The sequence below is a fragment of the Pseudoflavonifractor sp. HNCC25GI2 genome (assembly GCF_058136395.1).
Genome location: NZ_JBYUOW010000001.1, coordinates 354,013 through 371,964, shown reverse-complemented (window position 1 = coordinate 371,964; position 17,952 = coordinate 354,013). Strand labels below are relative to the sequence as shown.

The window sequence follows — 17,952 nt, the reverse complement described above, 5'->3', positions numbered from 1 at the left end:
GCGGCTCTTGTTCTATATAATTAGTTCTTTTATCCAATGGATTACCGATTGAGCATCCATACCCCCAGATTTAAATAGGCGGCAAAGGTTACCCACAGGAAATAGGGCAGCTGCAGCCATGCGGCCAAGCGGTCGACCCGGAGGAAAGTGCTGATCATCCACAGGATCATGCCCCACAGTGCCACCAGCCAGAAAAAGGCGAGGCCAAATCGCTGTAAATTGAAGAAAATAATGCTCCAGAAGAAATTGAACGCCAACTGCACAAAGAAGATCCGCAGGCTCTTCGTGCGGTGGGCGGAGGGGGGAGCGAGATAGATTCGCGCAGCGCCGATGCCCAGCAGCAGGAACAAAATTCCCCAAACGATGGGAAACACAGAGCCGGGGGGAGACAGGGGCGGCTTCCGCATCGACTCGCGGTAAAATTCCGCGCCCTCCCGCGTCAGAAATCCGGAAAGAGCGCCCACCGCCTCCACGCCCAGGACCCAGAATACGTACGGCTTCCATGTGGTTTTATGCATCTGAACCTCACCCCCAATAGAATATGCGCACCAGGTGTCCGCTATGCGCAGCCTGCCGGGGAATTCGAGAGGCATACTTTCCTCCAATTGAAAGACACTAATGCCAGAACAATATGTTGGAGGAACTGGTATGGCGTCATTATGGGAGAAGACCTGGAAACACCCCGCTTTTCCGCCTCTGGACGGAGATGCGGACACCGATGTGCTGATTATCGGGGGAGGCATGGCGGGGATTCTGTGCGCCTATCGGCTGCATCAGGCTGGAGTGCCGTACCTGCTGGCGGAGGCGGAGACCATCGGCAGCGGAACCACAAAAAACACCACCGCCAAACTGACCAGTCAGCATGGGCTGATTTATGAACGGCTGATCCGCCTCTTTGGAACAGAGTGGGCAAAGCAGTATTTGACAGCCAACCAGGAGGCGTTGGAGGCGTACCGGGAGCTGTGCCGCGGCATCCGCTGCGGATTTGAGGAGAAGGATGCCTATGTCTATTCCCGGAACGACCGGAAAAAGCTGGAGCGGGAGCTGGCCGCGTTGGAGAAACTGGGGTTTCACGCAGAATTTTCGGAACACCTGCCCTTGCCGTTCCCCGTGGCGGGAGCAGTAAAGTTTCCTCATCAGGCGCAGTTTCACCCGCTGGAGTTCCTTTCGGCCCTCACCAAAGACCTGCACATCTGTGAGCATACCCCAGTACAGGAATTGGTGGGTACCACAGCGGTAACACCCCGGGGCCGCATTACGGCGAAAAAGATTATTGTGACCACACATTTTCCCTTTCTCAACAAGCATGGCAGCTATTTTCTGAAACTGTACCAGCACCGTTCTTATGTTATCGCCCTGGAGCATGCCCAGAATGTGGACGGCATGTATGTGGACGAGGCGCAGAAAGGAATGTCCTTCCGGAATTATGGCAGCCAGCTGCTGGTGGGCGGCGGCGATCACCGTACTGGGAAGCAAGGCGGGGGATGGAGAGAACTGCGGGAATTTGCAGGGCGATATTATCCCCGAGCGGTGGAAACGGCGCACTGGGCGGCCCAGGACTGCATGAGCCTGGACGGTGCGCCCTATATTGGCCCCTATTCCGCGTCCACCGACCATTTGTATGTAGCGTCGGGGTTTAACAAGTGGGGAATGACTTCCTCCATGGTGGCCGCTCGCATTCTCAGCGCCCTGGTTCAGGAGAAGGAAAACCCCTATGGGGATGTGTTTTCCCCCTCCCGGACGATTCTGCGTCCCCAGCTGGTGGTCAATGGATTGGAAGTGGCGGCCGGGCTGCTTACGCCCACCGCCAGACGCTGCCCGCATCTGGGGTGCGCGTTGAAATGGAACCCCCATGAGCACTCCTGGGACTGCCCCTGTCACGGTTCCCGCTTTACGGAGGACGGAGCACTGATCGACAATCCGGCCACGGGAGATTTGAAGGAGTAATTCTCCAAAAGGACAAAAAATCCAGCCGCACCAAAGGCGCGGCTGGATTTTTTACTTTGAATGGTCGGAAGGCTCCCTTACGCCACACCCACCGTGATGAGAATGTTGGCAAAGGTGCGTTTCTCGCCGGTGGAGATGGCCAGGCGAACAGCGGGCTCACAGCAGGCGTCATAAAACTCATAGCGGCCCAGCTTTTCCAGTTCCAGGTCGGGCAGCATAGTCTTGAATTCTTCAAAGATTTCCGGGGTGGTGCCGTCGCCGGTCTCCATGACCTCGGCTCTCTCGATGTTGATCACACTCTGGAGAGCGGCCAGTACATCGGTTACAGTGGGAAGACCGGGGGTCAGGCCCAGATAGACCAGCTCCGCGTCGCCGGTTTTGGAATCCAGAGGATAGTTTCCGTCGGCAATCAGCACCTTATCGCCGTGGCCGCAGAGTGCCAGGGCAGCAATCAGGTCCGGATGAATCAGTTTTCCTTTCAGCATAATAAATTCCTCCTGTTCTTATTTCTCATTCTCACGCAGCTGGCCCAGCTTTCCGCCGGGATGGCAGCGGACGTATTTAACGGGATCCCAGTCCTTTTCTACCTGGAGTGCTACAGACAGAGCCTGCAGAGTGAGCAGTTCAGCCAACACGGAATTCCGGGGAGCTCGGTTCAGCGGACCACCTTCAGCCTTGACACCGGCAAACAGGAAGGCGTCGGTGTTCTTGGCCAGCCAGCTGTCCGCGTTGCCGGACACGCCAATGACCTTGCAGCCATTGTTCTTGATAGCCAGTACGGTGGCCTTCAGCTCGGCCGTCTCACCGGAATTGGAGATGGCGATGACCACATCTCCCTCTACCAGCTGGCCGCAGGAGCCGTGGACGGCCTCAGTGCCGTGGAGATAGTAGGCGGGATTTCCGGTGGAGGAGAACAGAGAGGCGGCGTAGGTGGAGACATGGCTGCACTTGCCGATACCGGTGATATGGAGCCGGCCGCCCTTGGACTGGGAGTCCAGAATCAGCTGAGCTGCGGCCTCATACTCCTCCGGGGAGCGGGCCTTCAAAAAGGCGTTGAATTCGGTGTCAACAGCAGCAAAGAAATTGCTGACAGCCTGCTTGCTTTCTGCTTTCAACATATTCATTACTCCTTCGTGTTTTTATTTCAGATCGTCCAGCAGCGCCGGGTCGAAGCCGGTGTAGCCGCGCTCACGCAGCAGCTCCTGTACCTCACTGACTGTGGGTAAGCTGGGCATGGCACCCATGCGGGATACAGTGATGGCGGCGGTGTGGCTGGCAAACGCCAGGGCTTCGCCCTGAGGCAGACCGGCGGTAAGACCGGTGCAGAATGCGGCAACGAAGGAGTCGCCTGCGGCGGTGGGATCGGCCACATGCTCCATCTTTACACAATGGGTGTGGTGAATGCCGTTCTTGCCGGCCACCACGGAACCGTTCTCACCCATGGTGATGATGAGATTCTCCACACCGCGGGCCTGGAAGGCCTTGGAGACGATGTCCACATCCTCGAAGTTGATGCCGTTGGAGACGTCGATGGAATGGTTGGCCAGGATGGCGGCCTCATGCTCGTTGGGGGAGATGTAGGTGGCGCAGGAAAGCAGCTGATCGGACATGGGAGCGGCAGGTGCGGGGTTAATCATGACGATGACGCCGGCGTCGTGGGCCCACTGGGCCACTGCCTCGATGACCGGCATAGGCAGCTCGAACTGCATCATGACCAGATCGTATTTGCCAATTTCGTCCTTCAGCCAGGCCACGTCCTCCACTGTCAGGGTAAAGTTGGCACCAGGACAGACGGTAATCCGGTTCTGAGCACCGTGCTCTGTGACCTCCAGGGTGATATGACCTACGCCGGAGGACTCATTTTTGTCCACAGAGACGTGGGATACGTCCACACCAGCGGCCGCAGCCGTGTCGGTCATGATTTTGCCGAAGGCATCGTCGCCCACCTGGCCCACCATGGTGACGTGGGCGCCCAGCCGGGCACACTGCACGGCTTGATTGGCGCCCTTTCCGCCGGGAGCTGTCTGGAATTTAAGGCCGATTACGGTCTCACCTGAGTTGGGTGCCCGTTTGGTGGAGGCAATCAGATCCATCATGAAACTGCCTACCACTAGAATATTTGGCTTTTTTAGCATTATTGGAAGCCCCTCCTTCTACAATTCGTGCTTGAGGAAGGTGGATATAGCCGGATAGAGCCGGTGTTCTCCGCGGTCCGGAAGCACAGGTTGCGCATTCGGAATATTTTAATTATATAAAATGCAGTCAGGTAATGCAACAGCGAAAGATTCGGCGTTTTCACGAATCCGGTCTGAAACCGGATGCCGCTGTTCCTGGAATAACTTCTGCATCGGAAAAGAAAAACTGTGCGTCCGGCTTGTCAGTGCTCCGTCCGGTGTGTATAATCATGTATAGACTTGTATAGGAATGGGGCGGCTATGTACGCCAACCGGGAAAGGAGTTATGGTTATGATTTACGATACGCTGGAACATCTGGAGGCCTACCGGGGGATCCATCCCGGCGTCATGCGGGGCCTGGAACTTCTGCGGGATACGGACTTCTCCCAGTGGGAGGTGGGCCGCCACGAAATTGACGGTGACAAGCTTTTTGTACTGGTACAGAGCTACGACTCCAAGGTAGAGAACAATACTCCGGAGGCTCATAAGAAGTACATCGACATCCAGTATCTCGTTTCCGGGCAGGAACTGATGGGCGTTGCGCCCCTGGAGGAGATGACGGAGGAAGTTGAGGCCCGTCCCGAGGGGGATATCTGGTTTTATCATGGTCCCATGAGCAATATTCTGTTGAGTGGGAGACGTTTTGTGGCTCTCTGGCCGGGGGATGCCCACGCACCCTGCATTGCGGTGGATGGAGTACCCATGCCCTGCGTGAAATGTGTGGTAAAGGTTCAGGTGGACTGGGAAGAATGAAACTGGAACTCAAAGAGAATGGCTTCCTTGCAAAGTACATCAAGAAGACGGTGGAGTGGGAAAAAAAGCGAAATCGTGAGAAACCCATGGTACCCTTTGTCAGCGAGAAAAAGCAGATGTGGTACTACCTTATGAATCAAATTGACAAGACTCCTCCGGAGGAGAACGAGAAAAAGGGTGAGACTCAGGAATGAGTCTCACCCTTTGTTTTGCGCAGCTTGCGGTATTGCAGGGGGGACACCCCAGCGTATTTTTTGAACACAGTGCAGAAGTAGTTGCTGGAGGACCAGCCCATCCGGTAAGCCAGGTCTGTAATGGGTTCATCAGTGGTGACCAATAGCTCCTTGGCCTTTTCCACCTTATATTTGTTTACATAGCTTTTCAGGGTGATGCCCATCTCTTTTAAAAACTTGGATTCGAAATAGGACAGGGAGTAGCCGGCCTCCTGAGCCAGGCGCTCCAGGCTGATGGGTTCCCGATAGTTCTCCTCAATGTATTTCAGAGCAAACCAGATACGGCTGTCACTCTGCTCCTCCACAGTGCTTGAAGAGTCCTCTGCCACTGGATTCATCTGAGGAAACTGAAAGAGAAAGCAGGTCAGATATTGTACGCCGATTCTGCGCTGCATGGGGTCTTGAGAAGAAAACAGGTCGAAGGCCTGTTGTACCAGGGAAATGTAGGTAAATGGAACCTTCACATGCCGGTGCTCCATGTTCATCAGCTGCTCCCGAAGCAGATGGGAATATTCCTCATCCAGGCCTAAAAAGCCGTGTTCACCGGACACGCGTACCTGCAGGGCATAAAACTCGCTGAACCCCTGCTGGATAACACCATTATTATGGGCTTCATTTGGAAAGACGACAATTCCTTCTCCACCCGACAGCAGATAATGCTCGGTTCGATTGCCTGTCATGATGTTGGTCAGCCGCGTCCCCTTTAGAATACAGTGAATTTCCAAAAGATCGCTGTGGTAGTGCGTTCTGGATGGGGGCTCAGAGGACAGCTGCTTTTGGTGGGTAAAATTTCCTAATCCTGAAATTCCGTGCACATCCTCGGTGATAATGTGTTTGTTTTTTTCCCAGATATAGTGGTCCTTAATTTCAGTAATGGGAGCATTCTGTATTTTTTTCCATTCTTCCGTTTTGGCGTCCGTAGTGATCACCTCCCAGAACTGTTAAGATATGTTAAGATGATTTAAGAAATTATAAAAAATCACTACGTATAATTTTGAATGCATCGCATTAAAAAATGATGGTATTATTAACAAAAAGATAAAAATAAATGGGTATGAGTTGTCAAAATATACAAAATAAGCATACTAAAAGTTGTGAGATAAGTCAAGAACTTTTTTAAGACCGTTCATTTTCGACAAAAATAGGCAAGAAATTGCGAAGAACCGGTAAAGATTTGCGCTCTGCTCGCTAAAGTATTGTTAAAAATTGCGCTGGATCTCAAAAAGTTCCGCAGTAATTTTTATAATTCTCAGCTTGATGGAATCATAAGGCTGCCGTTTGGTTCCTCAGACCGCGAGAGTCAATTGTTCTGTCAAAAATTTGTTCGTTGTGGAGGTAGAAGCAATGAAGGAAATCAAAAATGGCGTATGGCCGGTGATGATCACGCCCTTTACCGAGGACAACAAAATTGACTATGTTGCGGTACAGGGAATCATCGACTGGTATGCGGCGCATGGCGTGACCGGCATTTTTGCCGTCTGCCAGTCCAGTGAGATGTTCTTCCTGAGTAAGGAGGAGCGGCTTGAGCTTGCCAAGTATGTCATTGAGCACGGCCATGAGAAGGGAATGGGCGTGGTCGTCTCTGGACATGTGGCAGAGAAGGTAGAGGACCAGATTGCCGAGGCTCAGGCGATCATCGATATGGGCCCCGACTCCTATGTGTTCATCTCTAACCAGTTCGCGGCTCAGGATGAGAGCGAGGAGGTTGCCAAGGAGCGCATCTCTTACCTGCTGGAGCACATTCACGCGGATAGTTTCGGTATTTATGAGTGCCCTTATCCCTACAAGCGGGTGCTGAGTCCCGAGTTGCTGAAGTGGTGTGCTGATACCGGCAAGTTTGCCTTCCTGAAGGACACCTGCTGCGACCTGGATCAGCTGAAAGCCAAGTGCGAAGCTGTGAAGGGCACGCCTCTGAAGATTTTCAACGCCAACGCGGCAACCCTGCTGGAGAGCATGCGTTACGGCGTGGCCGGCTATTCTGGTGTCATGGCCAACTTCCATGCCGACTTGTACGCCTGGTTGGTGGAGCACTTCAATGACGCCGACAAGCAGGACAAGGTGGAGCAGATGATGGCCTTCCTGGGCGCCACTTCCATGGTGGAGTGTCAGATTTATCCTGTTAACTGCAAGTACCATATGAATTTGGTCGGTGTACCCATGTCTCTGGTTACCCGTACCCGGGATCCGCAGGAGCTGCTCATGGGTAAGAAGGTCAATGAAGGCCTTCCCAGCAGCAAGCTTATGGAAATTCAGCAGTTCAAAGTCTGCGAGGATATGTTCCGGAAGGCATTTTTTGGTTAATTTCGTACATATTCCCTGAGAGGTAAGGGATATGAAATAAATTGGTTTAGGAGGAAATAAAGTGAAAAAGATTCTTGCTTTGACACTGGCCCTGTGTATGGCCCTGTCCCTGTGCGCCTGCGGCAACTCCAGCTCCAGCTCTGGCTCTACTTCCCAGAGTGGAAGTTCTGCCGGCTCCGATGCATCTTCTGCTACCAGTGAGTACACCAAGACCAGCGACTATGATGCCTCTGGTGACCCCGCCATTGACCTGATCTTTACTGCCAATGCTCTGGGTACCGACTGGCACGGCATGGCCATGACCACCTTCGCCGACGCGGTGAAGGAGCTCTCCGGCGGATCTGTGACCTGCTCTGTGTATTCTGACAGCACCCTGTTCTCCTCTGAGAACGAGTGGGATGCCATTAACCAGGGTCAGAACGGCGGCGGCGCCGACCTCGCTTACATCTCCTTCCCCACCCTGGCCACTCAGCCCGGCCTGGAGTGGTGCGCCATGATCAACACCGCTTACTTCTGGACCGACTATGACCACATGACCAGCGTTCTGAACGGTGAGCTGGGCCAGGAGATGTATGACAGAATCGCTGCTGAGAGCAACATCATTCCCTTGAACGGTTTCTATCTGGGCTCCCGCGTCATCAACACCCGCACCGTCCAGGTGGATTCTCAGGCTGACATGAACGGCCTGCTGCTGCGTATGCCCTCTTCCGAGGCTTGGCTGAACCTGGGCCGCGCTCTGGGTGCTGAGCCCACCTCCATGGCCTTCTCCGAGCTGTATACCGCTCTGCAGACCGGCGCTATCGAGGGTCAGGACAACCCCCTGCCCTCCGACATTAACGGCGCTTTCTATGAGGTCGCTCCCTACTTCGCCATCACCAACCACGTGGTGGACTCCATCCTGCCCTGCATCAACGCCGACACCTGGAACAGCCTGACCGAGGCCCAGCAGCTGGCGGTGAAGGACGCCATCGAGTACGCCCGCGACTTCAACGACACCAACCGTATCGCTCAGGAAGAGGAGTGTGTGGACTTCCTGCTGGAGCAGGGCTGCACCGTCACCTATCCTGACATCAACGAGTTCAAGACCTATGCCTCCAACTGGTATGCCGATCACCCCGACGTGACCGCGGATTGGGACATGGATCTCTATAACCGGATCCAGGAAGCTGCCTGATTAGCCTGACCCTTCGCGTCTGAAATTTCACAGCACGGACCCAGGGAACCGGGTCCAAAGCCCGGTTCCCTGGTCATTTTACTTAAGGGGAGGGAAGTTCATGAAAACATTTAAAACCGTTGTGTGCAAAATCAATGATTTTCTGGGCGTTATATTTCCTTGCATTCTGTTCCTGATCCTGTTTTTCAGCTTTATCGCCACGATTTTTGCTCGCTATTTCTTTGGAAAATCCATTGCCTGGGGCAATGAGGTAGCCATTTTGGCTTATATATGGATCATGTTCTTTGGCTGCGGAAAGGCCATGGAAGCCGACGAGCACGTGGTGTTCGGCTTGGTTTACGACGTGGTGCCCCGGGCCGTGCAGTTTGCCATGAAGGTTGTATATAACGTAGTGCTGGTCGCGCTCATGGTAATCTGCTTCAAGCCCTGCCTGGGCGCTCTGATGAAGAGTACGCAGATCACGGGTGTTTTGAAGCTGCCCTATTCGGTGGTCTTCGCCCCGTTTTTCTGGATGATGCTGAATATCGTGATCTATTCCATTATCAACATCAAGAAGGCCTATTGCGAGTACAAGAGCGGCCATGTGGAAGAAAGTAAGGGGGTAAGAAGCGTATGAACTTAGGAATATTGGTTCTGTTTGTCACCCTGGCAGTATGCTTTATTATCCGCATGCCCATCGCTTTCTCCATGATGTCGGCAGCCATTGTTTACTTCCTGGTCGCAAACCCCAACCGTCTGAATTCCGTTTATACTGTTATTACCGGTAACATGATTGCCGGCTTCACCATGCTGGCCGCACCTCTGTTTGTGTTCATGGCCAACGTGCTCAATGAGTCCGAGATTACGGACAAGATGTTCAACTTCTGCAACGGACTGTTGGGCAGAATGAAGGGCGGCACCGCTGAGGTTAACGTGTTGCTGTCCCTGATCTTTTCCGGTATGACCGGATCCGCCATTGCGGACGCCTCCGGCATCGGCGTGATGGAGATCCAGCAGATGAAGAAGGAGGGCTATGACGCGGAGTTCAGCTGCGCCATTACCGCCGCCTCCGCCACCATCGGCCCCATCTTCCCGCCCTCCATCCCCATGGTTATTTACGGCATGCTCTCCGGCGCGTCCGTGGGCAAGCTGTTTATTGGCGGCATGGTTCCCGGCATCCTGCTGGCTGCCCTGCTGGCTGTGTACTGCTTCTTCATTTCCCGTAAGCGCAACTACCCCGCCGGCGTTATCATGACGGTGCGGGAGTTCCTGCGGGCCACCCTGGTGGCTCTGCCCGCCCTTCTGACCGTGGTCCTGCTGCTGGGCGGCATTTATGGCGGCGTTTGCACCCCCACTGAGGCCGGCGCTCTGGCTTCCGCCTACGCCCTGCTCATTGGTTTCCTGGTGTACCGCTCCCTGGGCTGGGAGAAGCTGAAGGTTATCCTGAAGAAGACCGCGGCCAACACCGCCACCCTGGCTCTGCTGACCGGTACCGCCTATCTGTTCTCCTTCGTGGTTGCCCTGGAGAAGGTGCCCGCTACCGTGGCCACCTTCGTTACCGGCATCTGCCCCAGCAAGGAGATCTTCCTGCTGGTGGTCAACATCGTGTTCCTGCTGCTGGGCTGTGTGCTGGACGTGTCCTGCATCCAGCTGGTGTTTGTACCCATGGTGCTCCCTCTGGTCAATGCCTTCGGCATCGACCTGGTGCACTTCGGCGTCATCATCTGCCTGAACATGATGATCGGCCTGTCCACTCCTCCCTTCGGTATGCTGCTGTTCATCGTTGCCGGTCTGGGCAAGACCAAGATAGCAGGCGTCATTAAGGAAATCCTACCCATGGTACTTATTATGATTGCACTGCTCTTTGCTTGTACCTATATTCCCAGCCTGGTGATGTTCCTGCCCAACATGATGGCGGGATAACATCCACGTAACTTTATCCGGTTATAAACCATGAAAAGCCCTTTTCTGCGGCACATTGTCCATGAAAAGGGCTTTTCTTTATCATTATGGAGAATTTTTATGGAACATCATGAACTTGAGGAATTGTATCGGTGTCTGAAGGCACCAGAAGCATCTCTGCGCAGCGCCCCCTTCTGGGGGTGGAACAGCAAGATGGATCCCAAGGAAATTGCCCTTCAGATTCAGGACATGAAGGAGAAGGGGCTGGGGGGCTGTTTTGTCCATTCCCGGGAGGGATTGGAGACTCCCTATCTCTCTGAGGAGTGGATGGCCGATGTGGATGCCGCTGTGGCTGCCGCCGAGGAGGCGGGACTGGAGCTGTGGATCTACGACGAGGACAAGTGGCCCTCTGGCAGCGCGGGCGGCAAAGTGGCTGCCGCCAACCCGGAGGCCTTTACCGCCAAAGGCCTGACCCTGGAGGTTCGCCCTGTTACCAGCGCCCCGGCAGACGTGGAAGCGGATGACGTGGTGCAGAGCTGCCGCGTAGAGCTGGAGGGCAAGCGAATCCGTGCCTTTGGCCGGGGAGACACCCTGCTGGTGTTGCGTCGGGAACGTTCCGCCGCCAGTGAATGGTATAATGGCTCCGCGCCCAGTGACAACCTGAATGGGGAAGCGGTCAAGACCTTCCTGAACCTGACCCACGAGAAGTATAAGGAACGCTTCGGGGAGAAGTTCGGCGCCGCGATTAAGGGATTCTTTACCGATGAGCCGGATTTCTGCGACTTTTACAGTAGCTTCACCCCCGGCCGGCCCTGGCTGCCCTGGACAGACGACTTTGTGGAGGCGTTTCAGGCCCGCCGGGGCTACGATCCCCGGGTGTACCTGCCTCTGCTGTTCTTTGACGGGGCGGACAGCGCCATGATCCGCCACGACTACTGGCGCACCCTGTCCGAGCTCTTCAGTGAACGGTACATGAAGCAGCTCTATGACTGGTGCCAGGAGCAGAACCTGGCGCTCACCGGCCACATGCTCTATGAAAACGACCTGGGCTACAACATCCGGGTGTGCGGCGCGGCCATGCCCCAGTACCGCTACCTCCACTGCCCGGGCATTGACATCCTGGGGGAGCAGTGCCGGGAGTACCTCACGGTGAAGCAGTGCACCAGCGTGGCCAACCAGTACGGGCGGAAGAGCGTGGTGTCCGAGACCTACGGCTGCACCGGCTGGGAGTTTGATTTTGAAGGCCAGAAGTGGCTGGGCGACTGGCAGTTTGTCATGGGAGTCACCCGGCGGTGCCAGCACATGATGCTCTACTCCATCGCCGGCTGCCGGAAGCGGGACTATCCCCCGGTGTTCAATTACCAGAGCCCCTGGTGGCAGTATAACCGCCGCATGGAGGACTACTTTGCCCGCGTGACCGCCTGCACCACCACCGGAAAGCCGGTGCGGGACATCCTGGTTCTCCATCCCATCTCCTCCCTGTGGACCAAGTGCGCCTGCGCCCCCGACGAGGATCTGGGCCGGGTGGACATGAACACCGGCTGGAGCGATCCCCACATCACGGCGCTGAACGTGGAAGGAGACCAATATAACCGTCTGGCGGAGCTGCTGATGCGGGCCCACCGGGATTTCGACTTCGGCGACGAGACCATCCTGGCCGAACAGGGCAGAGTGAGCGGCAGCGCCCTTACCGTGGGGGAGGCAGAGTACCACACCATCATCGTGCCCCGGGTGTGCTCCCTGTTCCGTTCCACTCTGGAACTGCTGGAGGAGTACCGGAAGCAGGGCGGACAGCTCATCTGGGTGGGCGAGCTGCCCGAGATGATTGAGGGACGGCCGGACCGCGGCGCCCAGACCCTCTGGGAGACCTATGGCTTTGACCGGGTGGAGCGGGATGAGGACCTGGCCGGGGAACTGAACCGCCTGTGTCCCCGGGCGCTCTCCGTCAAAGACCTGCTGGGTAATGAGGCGACGGACATTCTTACTATGCTCCGGAAGGCGGGTGAGGATGAAATCCTCTTTGCCGTCAACCACGACCGGAAAGAGGAGCACTGGGTCAAATTTGCCCTCCCGGCCGCTTATCAGGTGATGGCCTACGACCCCTGGACGGGGGAGTCCCGGCCTGTATCGGTGGAAACAACCGAGGAGGGTATCGCCTTTGCCGACACCCTGCCGCCGACATACAGCAAGGTCTACTTCCTGCGGGCCGGACAGGCGGAAGAGAGCGTGCCCTGCACCTATCCCTATGCCCATCCCCACCGCAGCGAGCCCCTCTTCGGGGTATTGGGCCCCGTCGCCCCCTTTACCCGCACTGCCCCCAACGCCTTGGTGCTGGACAAGTGCGCATACAGCCTCAACGGCGCTCCGTTCTCTGAGGAGACCGACCTGTGGCGGGCCCAGAAGGAGATTCGGACGGCCCTGGGGATGCAGCAAATCTATTATAACGGCGCCCCCATGCGCTACCTGTGGACAGAGGCCGAGCGGAAAAAGCCGGGAACGCCCTTTGAACTGAAGCTGACCTTCACGGTGCGGGACGTGCCCCAGGGCATGTGCAGCCTGGCCATGGAGAAGCCGGGGGATCTGGAGGTGCTGTGCAACGGCCAGTCCTGCCAAATGGACGGCGGCTGGTACGTGGACAAGGCCATCCGGACCATTCCCCTGCCTCCGCTGGTCCAGGGGGAGAACACCATCCTCATCCGGGGCCTGTACCGGGGAGACATGGAGCTGGAGGACCTCTTTGTCATAGGCGATTTTGCCGTGAATCCCGCCCGGGAGCTGGTCCGGGAGCCGGACACGCTCCACTTCGGCGACTGGTGCATGCAGGGCTACTACCACTACGCGGGGGATATGATCTATCACTTCACCGCCCCTGCCTACTGCCCCAAGGACGGACAGGTGTTGCTGACCCTGGGGGACTACTCCGCCGCACTGGCTGAGATCACCGTCAACGGACAGACCGCTGGCCATCTCTTCGGCAAGGGGTACAACACCCTGGACATTACCGCCTTCCTCAAGGAAACGGAAAATTCCATTGACATCCGCCTGGTGGGCACAAACCGGAATTTGTTTGGACCCTTCCACCAGAAGTACACCGACTGCACCCGCATCAGCTGGGCGGACTTCCGCACCGAGGGTATCCTTTATACCCCCGACTATGTGCTCCAGCCCTATGGTCTGGTGAGCCAGGTGAAGCTCATTCAAAACACAGGAGGCGACCGGGGATGAAACGGCACATCGTCTGCTTTGGAGATTCCAATACCCATGGCTTCTGTTTTGACCCCACCGACTGCGCCGATGGAGGCAATCGCTTCAACGAGGAGGAGCGGTGGACCTGCCTGCTGCAGAAAGCCCTGGGGGAGGAATGCCTGGTGCTGGAGGAGGGACTATCTGGCCGCACAACCGCCTTCCCGGATCCCCTCAATGAGGGAATGTGCGGACTGGACGCCATCGGTCCCTGTCTTATGAGCCACGAGCCGGTGGATTTGCTCATCCTCATGCTGGGCACTAACGACACCAAGGAGCGGATGGGAGCTAACGCCGCCTGTATCGCCCTGGGCATGGAGCGGGTGATCGCCAAGGCCAAAACCGTTCCCGCTTGGCGGAACGGCCGTCCCAACATCCTGCTCATCGCTCCGCCCCATATCGAGGAAGGGATGTACCTGCGGCCGGAGTGTGCCGCCATGGGCCGGGGGTGCGTGGAAAAATCCCGGGAGCTGGCGTCTTATTATGCCGCTGTGGCTCAGCGGCAGGGCTGCGCCTTTCTGGACGCCCAGGGTCAGGCGGAGTTTAACCGGCTGGACTGCATGCACCTCTCCCGCCTGGGCCACTGCCAGCTGGCGGAGAAGCTGGCCGGTCTGGTGCCCGGTCTGCTCCGCTGAACGCAATATAAAAGCAAAAAATCCTGCCCCTTATGGGGCAGGATTTTTTATGTGTGAAAAGAAGCTCAGTCCAGAAAGCCGGGACGGGCCTGAATGCCGAAGCGCTTCTCCAGCTGGTGCATCTGCTCGTCGGTGATGGTGTTGACCAGGGGCAGGTGGGCAATCTTCATGTAGATTTCCGCTGCCTTCTCCGCTGTCTCGATGAGGCCGAAGGTCTCGTCCAGGTCCTTGCCGGCGCCGTAGATGCCGTGCTGGGCCCAAACCACCAGGCGGGCGGTGGCCATCTTCTCCGCGGTGGCCTCGCCGATCTCATTGGTGCCGCAGAGCATCCAAGGCAGCACGTTCACGCCCTCGGGGAAGACCACCACGCACTCGGTGCACATCTGCCACAGGGTGCGGGTGAAGGCTCGCTCGCTGAGGTCGTGGACGTAGGTCATGGCCAGCAGGTTGGCGGGGTGGCAGTGCATGACCACCCGGTTCTCCGGGTCCACCTTCAGACGGGCCACATGGCTCATCATGTGGGGTGGGAACTCGGAGGTGAATTTGCCGCCGTCGGAGAAGCCCCACAGCAGCTCCGCCTGGCGGCCACCGTCAGTGAGGCGGATGAGACCCAGGTTGACCTCGGGGGCGTACTGGATGTTCTTGAAGTACTTACCGGTGCCGGTGACCAGGAAATACTTGCCCTCCAGCTCCGGGGCGGAGAAGCCAGTGGGGATGGTGCGCAGGACGTGATGGATGTCCAGATATTCGCTCACCTGCTCCTCGTTGAGCATCAGGCTGATGTTGCCGCCGTTGCGCTCGTCCCAGCCGTGCTGGTACATATTGGTGGCGGTGCGGATCGTCTCTACCATAAAGGGAGCGTTCAAAATGTTATTCATACTCTTGCCTCCAAAACTTTGGTTTCATATTCCTTGACCATGGGGAACCAGTTTCCGTCCTCGGGCTTGCCGCAGCGGCGGCAGTACTCGGCCCAGATTTCGCCGAAGGGCAGCGTTTTGCTCTCCTCCTGGCGGACCATCAGCTCAGTGAACTGTCCAGCGTCCTGGAGGGACTTCCAGTCCTCCACGGGCTGCAGCAGGGCGAACAGCAGGGCCTTCTCCGCATTGCGGTAGCCCGTCACCCAGGCGGAAATGCGGTTGATGGAGGCGTCAAAGTAGTCCAGGGCAATGTGGACCCGGCCGTCGAGACCGCCGCAGCGGACGATCTCCCGGGCGATCTCCCGGGTTTCGTCATCGAAGAGCACCACGTGGTCACTGTCCCAGCGGATGGGGCGGGTGACGTGGAGGGCGATTTCGGGGAAGAAGGCCAGCAGGGCGGGGATCTTGTCGCTGACCACCTCGGTGGGGTGGTAGTGGCCGTTGTCCAGAAGGGGGATGCACTTGTCCTTGTTCATGGCGGCGTAGCTCAGGGCGAACTCGGCACTGCCCACGGTGTAGGCCTCCACGCCAATGCCGAAGACCTTGCTCTCCACACAGGGCTTGACCTTGGAGAAGTCGAAGGGTTCGGAGAGAATCTCGTCAATGGACTGGCGGTAGCGTACCCGGGGACCCATGCGGTCGGCGGGAATGTCCTTGAAGCCGTCGCCGGTCCAGATGTTCATGGTACAGCTCTGGCCCAGCTCCTCGGCCAGGTACTGGCTGATGCGGATGCAGGCCTTGCCATGGTCAATCCAGAACCGGCGGGTCTCCTCATTGGGAGAGGCCAGAGTGAGGGGATCGCACTTGGGGTGGGAGAAGAAGGTTGGGTTGAAGTCGCAGCCCAGCCCCCGGGCCTTGCAGAAGTCCACCCAGGGCTTGAAGTGCTTGGGCTCCAGCTTGTCCCGGTCCACCCAGCCGCCGTTTTCGTCGTTGAAGATGGCGTAGCTGGCGTGGAGGTTCAGCTTGGGCTTGCCGGGGATAAGGCGGAGCACCTGGTCGATGTCGGCCATCAGCTCCTCAGGGGTACGGGCCCGGCCGGGGTAGTTGCCGGTGGTCTGGATGCCGCCGGTGAGGGGCTTGGTGGGGTCGGTATCAAAGCCGCGCACGTCGTCCCCCTGCCAGCAGTGCAGGGAGATGGGGACATTTTTCAGCGTCTCCATGGCGGCCTCGGTGTCCACGCCCCAGGCGGCGTAGGCTTCTCTAGCTTCGGTGTAGCTCATGGGTTTCCCTCCTGACGATTGAGTTGAATGGTTAAGTTTCCAAGGGCGGTGGCCTCAATGGGCAGGGCGATGACCTCCTTGCCCGTGGCCTGAGCGGTGAGGCGGTTGAGAAATTGATTTTTTGCCCCGCCGCCTACGATGTATAGCTTGTTGTAGTGGGTGCCGGTGTTATGTTCCAGCTCCTCAATGGCGGTCTGGTAGCAGAGGGCCAGGGAGCGGTAGGCACAGCGGAAGTAGTCGGCCCGTCCGGCGGGACGGCAAGAGAGGTGCTGGTCAAAGGCCTCTTTCATGCTGGAAGGTGCCATAAAGTCAGGGGCGTTGGCATCCACTGTCTCGTCGAAGGTGCTTGCCTCGGCCTCCCGGACAAGGGTGGGAAAATCTAAGCCCGGGCAGAGCTCCTTCTGAAGCTGGTTGACCAGCCACATGCCCATGATGTTTTTCTGGTAGCGGTTGTAACCAACACCACCCTCGTTGGACCAGTTGGCCCGCTGGCTGTCCTCGTCGGTGAGAGGACGGGGGGTTTTGACGCCTAGCAGGCTCCAGGTGCCGGAGGAGATATAGGGGGCATTTTCCTCCATGGGAATGCCCTCCACCGCAGAGCCGGTGTCGTGGGTGGCGCACAGCACCACGTCAATGCCCTCATATTGGCCGATGACCTGACCGGGCTTTTGCAGCTTGGGGAAGAGGTGTTCCGGCAGCCCCAGCGCCCGGATAAGCTCCAGGTCGTACTCCCCGCTTTCGGCGTTTACCAGACCTCCGGTGGTGGCGTTGGTGTACTCGTGGGCCTTGCTCCCGCACAGGCGGTACATGAGCCAGCAGGGGAGCATGAGAAAGTCGGTGACTCCCTCCAGACGCCCCGCCAACCGGTCGGCATACAGCTGATAGAGGGTGTTAAAGGGCTGGAACTGGATTCCGGTGCGGCGGTAGAGCTGGGAGAAGGGGACCAGCTCATGGACCTGAGGGATGACCGCCTTTGTCCGGTCGTCCCGGTAGCAGTAGCAGGGAAATCGCTCCCGGTCGCCCTCCATGAGCACATAGTCCACCCCCCAGGTGTCGATGGACAGGCTGGAAATCCGGGGGAACTGGGCTCGGGCCTCCTCAATGCCCGCCTTCACCGAGGCCAGCAGTCCCTCTGCGTCCCAGACCAGGTGTCCGTCCTTGCGCTGGGCGCCGTTGGGAAACCGGTAGACCTCTTTGGTTTTCAGCGCGCCGTCCTCCCGCCAGCCCACAATGTGGCGGCCAGAGGAGGCTCCGATGTCAATGGCAAGACAGTACTTCAAGGGCATACCACCTCCATATATGCCTCCATTATAGCGAAAAACACCGCCTGGAAAAAGAGCGGTGTTTGTGTAAGAAAAGTATCCTTATTTGCATTGTGGACAGAGGGGCTCTCTGCTATACTGGAGACAGAGAAATCTGCCGCCTTACAACGAGTGGGGCTGCGGGGAAAGGGGGAGAGACCGGGCCCTGCGC

At 57.2% G+C, this 17,952-nt stretch carries 17 protein-coding genes; 9 read left to right on the top strand and 8 right to left on the bottom strand.

From position 1 onward, the window contains the following. Positions 1 to 41: 41 nt before the first annotated feature. Entirely contained in the window at positions 42 to 593 is a 552-nt protein-coding gene (locus AC3YUO_RS01720; protein ID WP_489961313.1) for a TspO/MBR family protein, read from the bottom strand. A gap of 55 nt (positions 594 to 648) precedes the next feature. Between AC3YUO_RS01720 and AC3YUO_RS01715 the strand changes: the two genes are divergently transcribed. Next, the gene (locus tag AC3YUO_RS01715; protein WP_489961312.1) at positions 649 to 1,947 is read left to right on the top strand and encodes an FAD-dependent oxidoreductase; all 1,299 of its coding nucleotides are present in this window, start codon (positions 649 to 651) and stop codon (positions 1,945 to 1,947) included. Between the two features lie 77 nt (positions 1,948 to 2,024). Here the strand turns inward: AC3YUO_RS01715 and AC3YUO_RS01710 are convergent, their stop codons facing one another. Genes AC3YUO_RS01710 through AC3YUO_RS01700 form a run of 3 tightly spaced genes read right to left on the bottom strand, consistent with a single transcriptional unit; the run spans position 2,025 to position 4,082 of the window. Next, the gene (locus AC3YUO_RS01710) at positions 2,025 to 2,432 is read right to left on the bottom strand and encodes an RbsD/FucU domain-containing protein (RefSeq protein ID WP_489961311.1); all 408 of its coding nucleotides are present in this window, start codon (positions 2,430 to 2,432) and stop codon (positions 2,025 to 2,027) included. An 18-nt stretch (positions 2,433 to 2,450) separates the two neighbouring features. After that, positions 2,451 to 3,065, bottom strand: a complete 615-nt coding sequence (locus AC3YUO_RS01705; RefSeq protein ID WP_489961310.1) for an SIS domain-containing protein — start codon at positions 3,063 to 3,065, stop codon at positions 2,451 to 2,453. A gap of 21 nt (positions 3,066 to 3,086) precedes the next feature. Continuing rightward, positions 3,087 to 4,082, bottom strand: a complete 996-nt coding sequence (locus AC3YUO_RS01700) for a ribokinase (RefSeq protein ID WP_489961309.1) — start codon at positions 4,080 to 4,082, stop codon at positions 3,087 to 3,089. A gap of 331 nt (positions 4,083 to 4,413) precedes the next feature. On the opposite strand from AC3YUO_RS01700, the gene AC3YUO_RS01695 reads away from it, so the two are divergent. Continuing rightward, positions 4,414 to 4,875, top strand: a complete 462-nt coding sequence (locus AC3YUO_RS01695) for a NanQ anomerase/TabA/YiaL family protein (protein WP_489961308.1) — start codon at positions 4,414 to 4,416, stop codon at positions 4,873 to 4,875. Then, complete coding sequence (locus AC3YUO_RS01690) at positions 4,872 to 5,069, top strand: hypothetical protein (RefSeq protein WP_489961307.1); 198 nt, start codon at positions 4,872 to 4,874, stop codon at positions 5,067 to 5,069. Before AC3YUO_RS01695 ends, AC3YUO_RS01690 begins: the two co-directional genes overlap by 4 nt. Here the strand turns inward: AC3YUO_RS01690 and AC3YUO_RS01685 are convergent. Further along, entirely contained in the window at positions 5,060 to 5,788 is a 729-nt protein-coding gene (locus tag AC3YUO_RS01685) for a helix-turn-helix transcriptional regulator (protein ID WP_489961306.1), read from the bottom strand. The two genes, AC3YUO_RS01690 and AC3YUO_RS01685, sit on opposite strands and share 10 nt — an antisense overlap. Positions 5,789 to 6,452: 664 nt before the next feature. Between AC3YUO_RS01685 and AC3YUO_RS01680 the strand changes: the two genes are divergently transcribed. From AC3YUO_RS01680 to AC3YUO_RS01655, 6 genes are all read left to right on the top strand, one after another. Continuing rightward, complete coding sequence (locus AC3YUO_RS01680; RefSeq protein WP_489961305.1) at positions 6,453 to 7,409, top strand: dihydrodipicolinate synthase family protein; 957 nt, start codon at positions 6,453 to 6,455, stop codon at positions 7,407 to 7,409. A 61-nt stretch (positions 7,410 to 7,470) separates the two neighbouring features. Continuing rightward, on the top strand, positions 7,471 to 8,583 hold the full coding sequence (dctP, locus tag AC3YUO_RS01675; protein ID WP_489961304.1) for a TRAP transporter substrate-binding protein DctP: 1,113 nt from the start codon (positions 7,471 to 7,473) through the stop codon (positions 8,581 to 8,583). Positions 8,584 to 8,683: 100 nt separating this feature from the next. Beyond that, positions 8,684 to 9,199 (top strand): TRAP transporter small permease, encoded by a 516-nt coding sequence (locus AC3YUO_RS01670; protein ID WP_489961303.1) that lies wholly within the window; start codon positions 8,684 to 8,686, stop codon positions 9,197 to 9,199. Beyond that, a complete protein-coding gene (locus tag AC3YUO_RS01665) occupies positions 9,196 to 10,485 on the top strand; it encodes a TRAP transporter large permease (protein WP_489961302.1) in 1,290 nt (429 codons plus the stop codon). The genes AC3YUO_RS01670 and AC3YUO_RS01665 overlap by 4 nt, the downstream gene beginning before the upstream one ends. Positions 10,486 to 10,584: 99 nt before the next feature. Beyond that, positions 10,585 to 13,689 (top strand): glycosyl hydrolase, encoded by a 3,105-nt coding sequence (locus tag AC3YUO_RS01660; RefSeq protein ID WP_489961301.1) that lies wholly within the window; start codon positions 10,585 to 10,587, stop codon positions 13,687 to 13,689. Then, positions 13,686 to 14,342, top strand: coding sequence for a GDSL-type esterase/lipase family protein (locus AC3YUO_RS01655; RefSeq protein ID WP_489961300.1), 657 nt, complete (start codon positions 13,686 to 13,688; stop codon positions 14,340 to 14,342). Before AC3YUO_RS01660 ends, AC3YUO_RS01655 begins: the two co-directional genes overlap by 4 nt. A gap of 65 nt (positions 14,343 to 14,407) precedes the next feature. Here the strand turns inward: AC3YUO_RS01655 and rhaD are convergent, their stop codons facing one another. From rhaD to AC3YUO_RS01640, 3 genes are read right to left on the bottom strand one after another with little or no spacing between them, the layout of a single operon-like run. After that, positions 14,408 to 15,220 carry a rhamnulose-1-phosphate aldolase gene (gene rhaD, locus AC3YUO_RS01650; protein ID WP_489961299.1) on the bottom strand — a complete coding sequence of 271 codons (813 nt, stop codon included), beginning with the start codon at positions 15,218 to 15,220 and terminating at the stop codon, positions 14,408 to 14,410. After that, the gene (locus AC3YUO_RS01645; protein WP_489961298.1) at positions 15,217 to 16,479 is read right to left on the bottom strand and encodes an L-rhamnose isomerase; all 1,263 of its coding nucleotides are present in this window, start codon (positions 16,477 to 16,479) and stop codon (positions 15,217 to 15,219) included. Before AC3YUO_RS01645 ends, rhaD begins: the two co-directional genes overlap by 4 nt. Continuing rightward, positions 16,476 to 17,759: a rhamnulokinase gene (locus AC3YUO_RS01640; protein WP_489961297.1), complete on the bottom strand. Its 1,284-nt coding sequence runs from the start codon at positions 17,757 to 17,759 to the stop codon at positions 16,476 to 16,478. Before AC3YUO_RS01640 ends, AC3YUO_RS01645 begins: the two co-directional genes overlap by 4 nt. Positions 17,760 to 17,952: the final 193 nt, after the last annotated feature.

Excerpts from the sequence above, each read along its gene's own strand:
- AC3YUO_RS01665 (WP_489961302.1), top strand. The coding sequence starts at position 9,196 with ATGAACTTAGGAATATTGGTTCTGTTTGTCACCCTGGCAGTATGCTTT.
- AC3YUO_RS01695 (WP_489961308.1), top strand. The coding sequence starts at position 4,414 with ATGATTTACGATACGCTGGAACATCTGGAGGCCTACCGGGGGATCCAT.
- AC3YUO_RS01680 (WP_489961305.1), top strand. The coding sequence starts at position 6,453 with ATGAAGGAAATCAAAAATGGCGTATGGCCGGTGATGATCACGCCCTTT.
- AC3YUO_RS01685 (WP_489961306.1), bottom strand. The coding sequence starts at position 5,788 with ATGACAGGCAATCGAACCGAGCATTATCTGCTGTCGGGTGGAGAAGGA.
- AC3YUO_RS01720 (WP_489961313.1), bottom strand. The coding sequence starts at position 593 with ATGCCTCTCGAATTCCCCGGCAGGCTGCGCATAGCGGACACCTGGTGC.
- AC3YUO_RS01715 (WP_489961312.1), top strand. The coding sequence starts at position 649 with ATGGCGTCATTATGGGAGAAGACCTGGAAACACCCCGCTTTTCCGCCT.
- AC3YUO_RS01710 (WP_489961311.1), bottom strand. The coding sequence starts at position 2,432 with ATGCTGAAAGGAAAACTGATTCATCCGGACCTGATTGCTGCCCTGGCA.
- AC3YUO_RS01690 (WP_489961307.1), top strand. The coding sequence starts at position 4,872 with ATGAAACTGGAACTCAAAGAGAATGGCTTCCTTGCAAAGTACATCAAG.
- rhaD (WP_489961299.1), bottom strand. The coding sequence starts at position 15,220 with ATGAATAACATTTTGAACGCTCCCTTTATGGTAGAGACGATCCGCACC.
- AC3YUO_RS01655 (WP_489961300.1), top strand. The coding sequence starts at position 13,686 with ATGAAACGGCACATCGTCTGCTTTGGAGATTCCAATACCCATGGCTTC.
- AC3YUO_RS01660 (WP_489961301.1), top strand. The coding sequence starts at position 10,585 with ATGGAACATCATGAACTTGAGGAATTGTATCGGTGTCTGAAGGCACCA.
- AC3YUO_RS01705 (WP_489961310.1), bottom strand. The coding sequence starts at position 3,065 with ATGTTGAAAGCAGAAAGCAAGCAGGCTGTCAGCAATTTCTTTGCTGCT.
- AC3YUO_RS01670 (WP_489961303.1), top strand. The coding sequence starts at position 8,684 with ATGAAAACATTTAAAACCGTTGTGTGCAAAATCAATGATTTTCTGGGC.
- AC3YUO_RS01700 (WP_489961309.1), bottom strand. The coding sequence starts at position 4,082 with ATGCTAAAAAAGCCAAATATTCTAGTGGTAGGCAGTTTCATGATGGAT.
- AC3YUO_RS01645 (WP_489961298.1), bottom strand. The coding sequence starts at position 16,479 with ATGAGCTACACCGAAGCTAGAGAAGCCTACGCCGCCTGGGGCGTGGAC.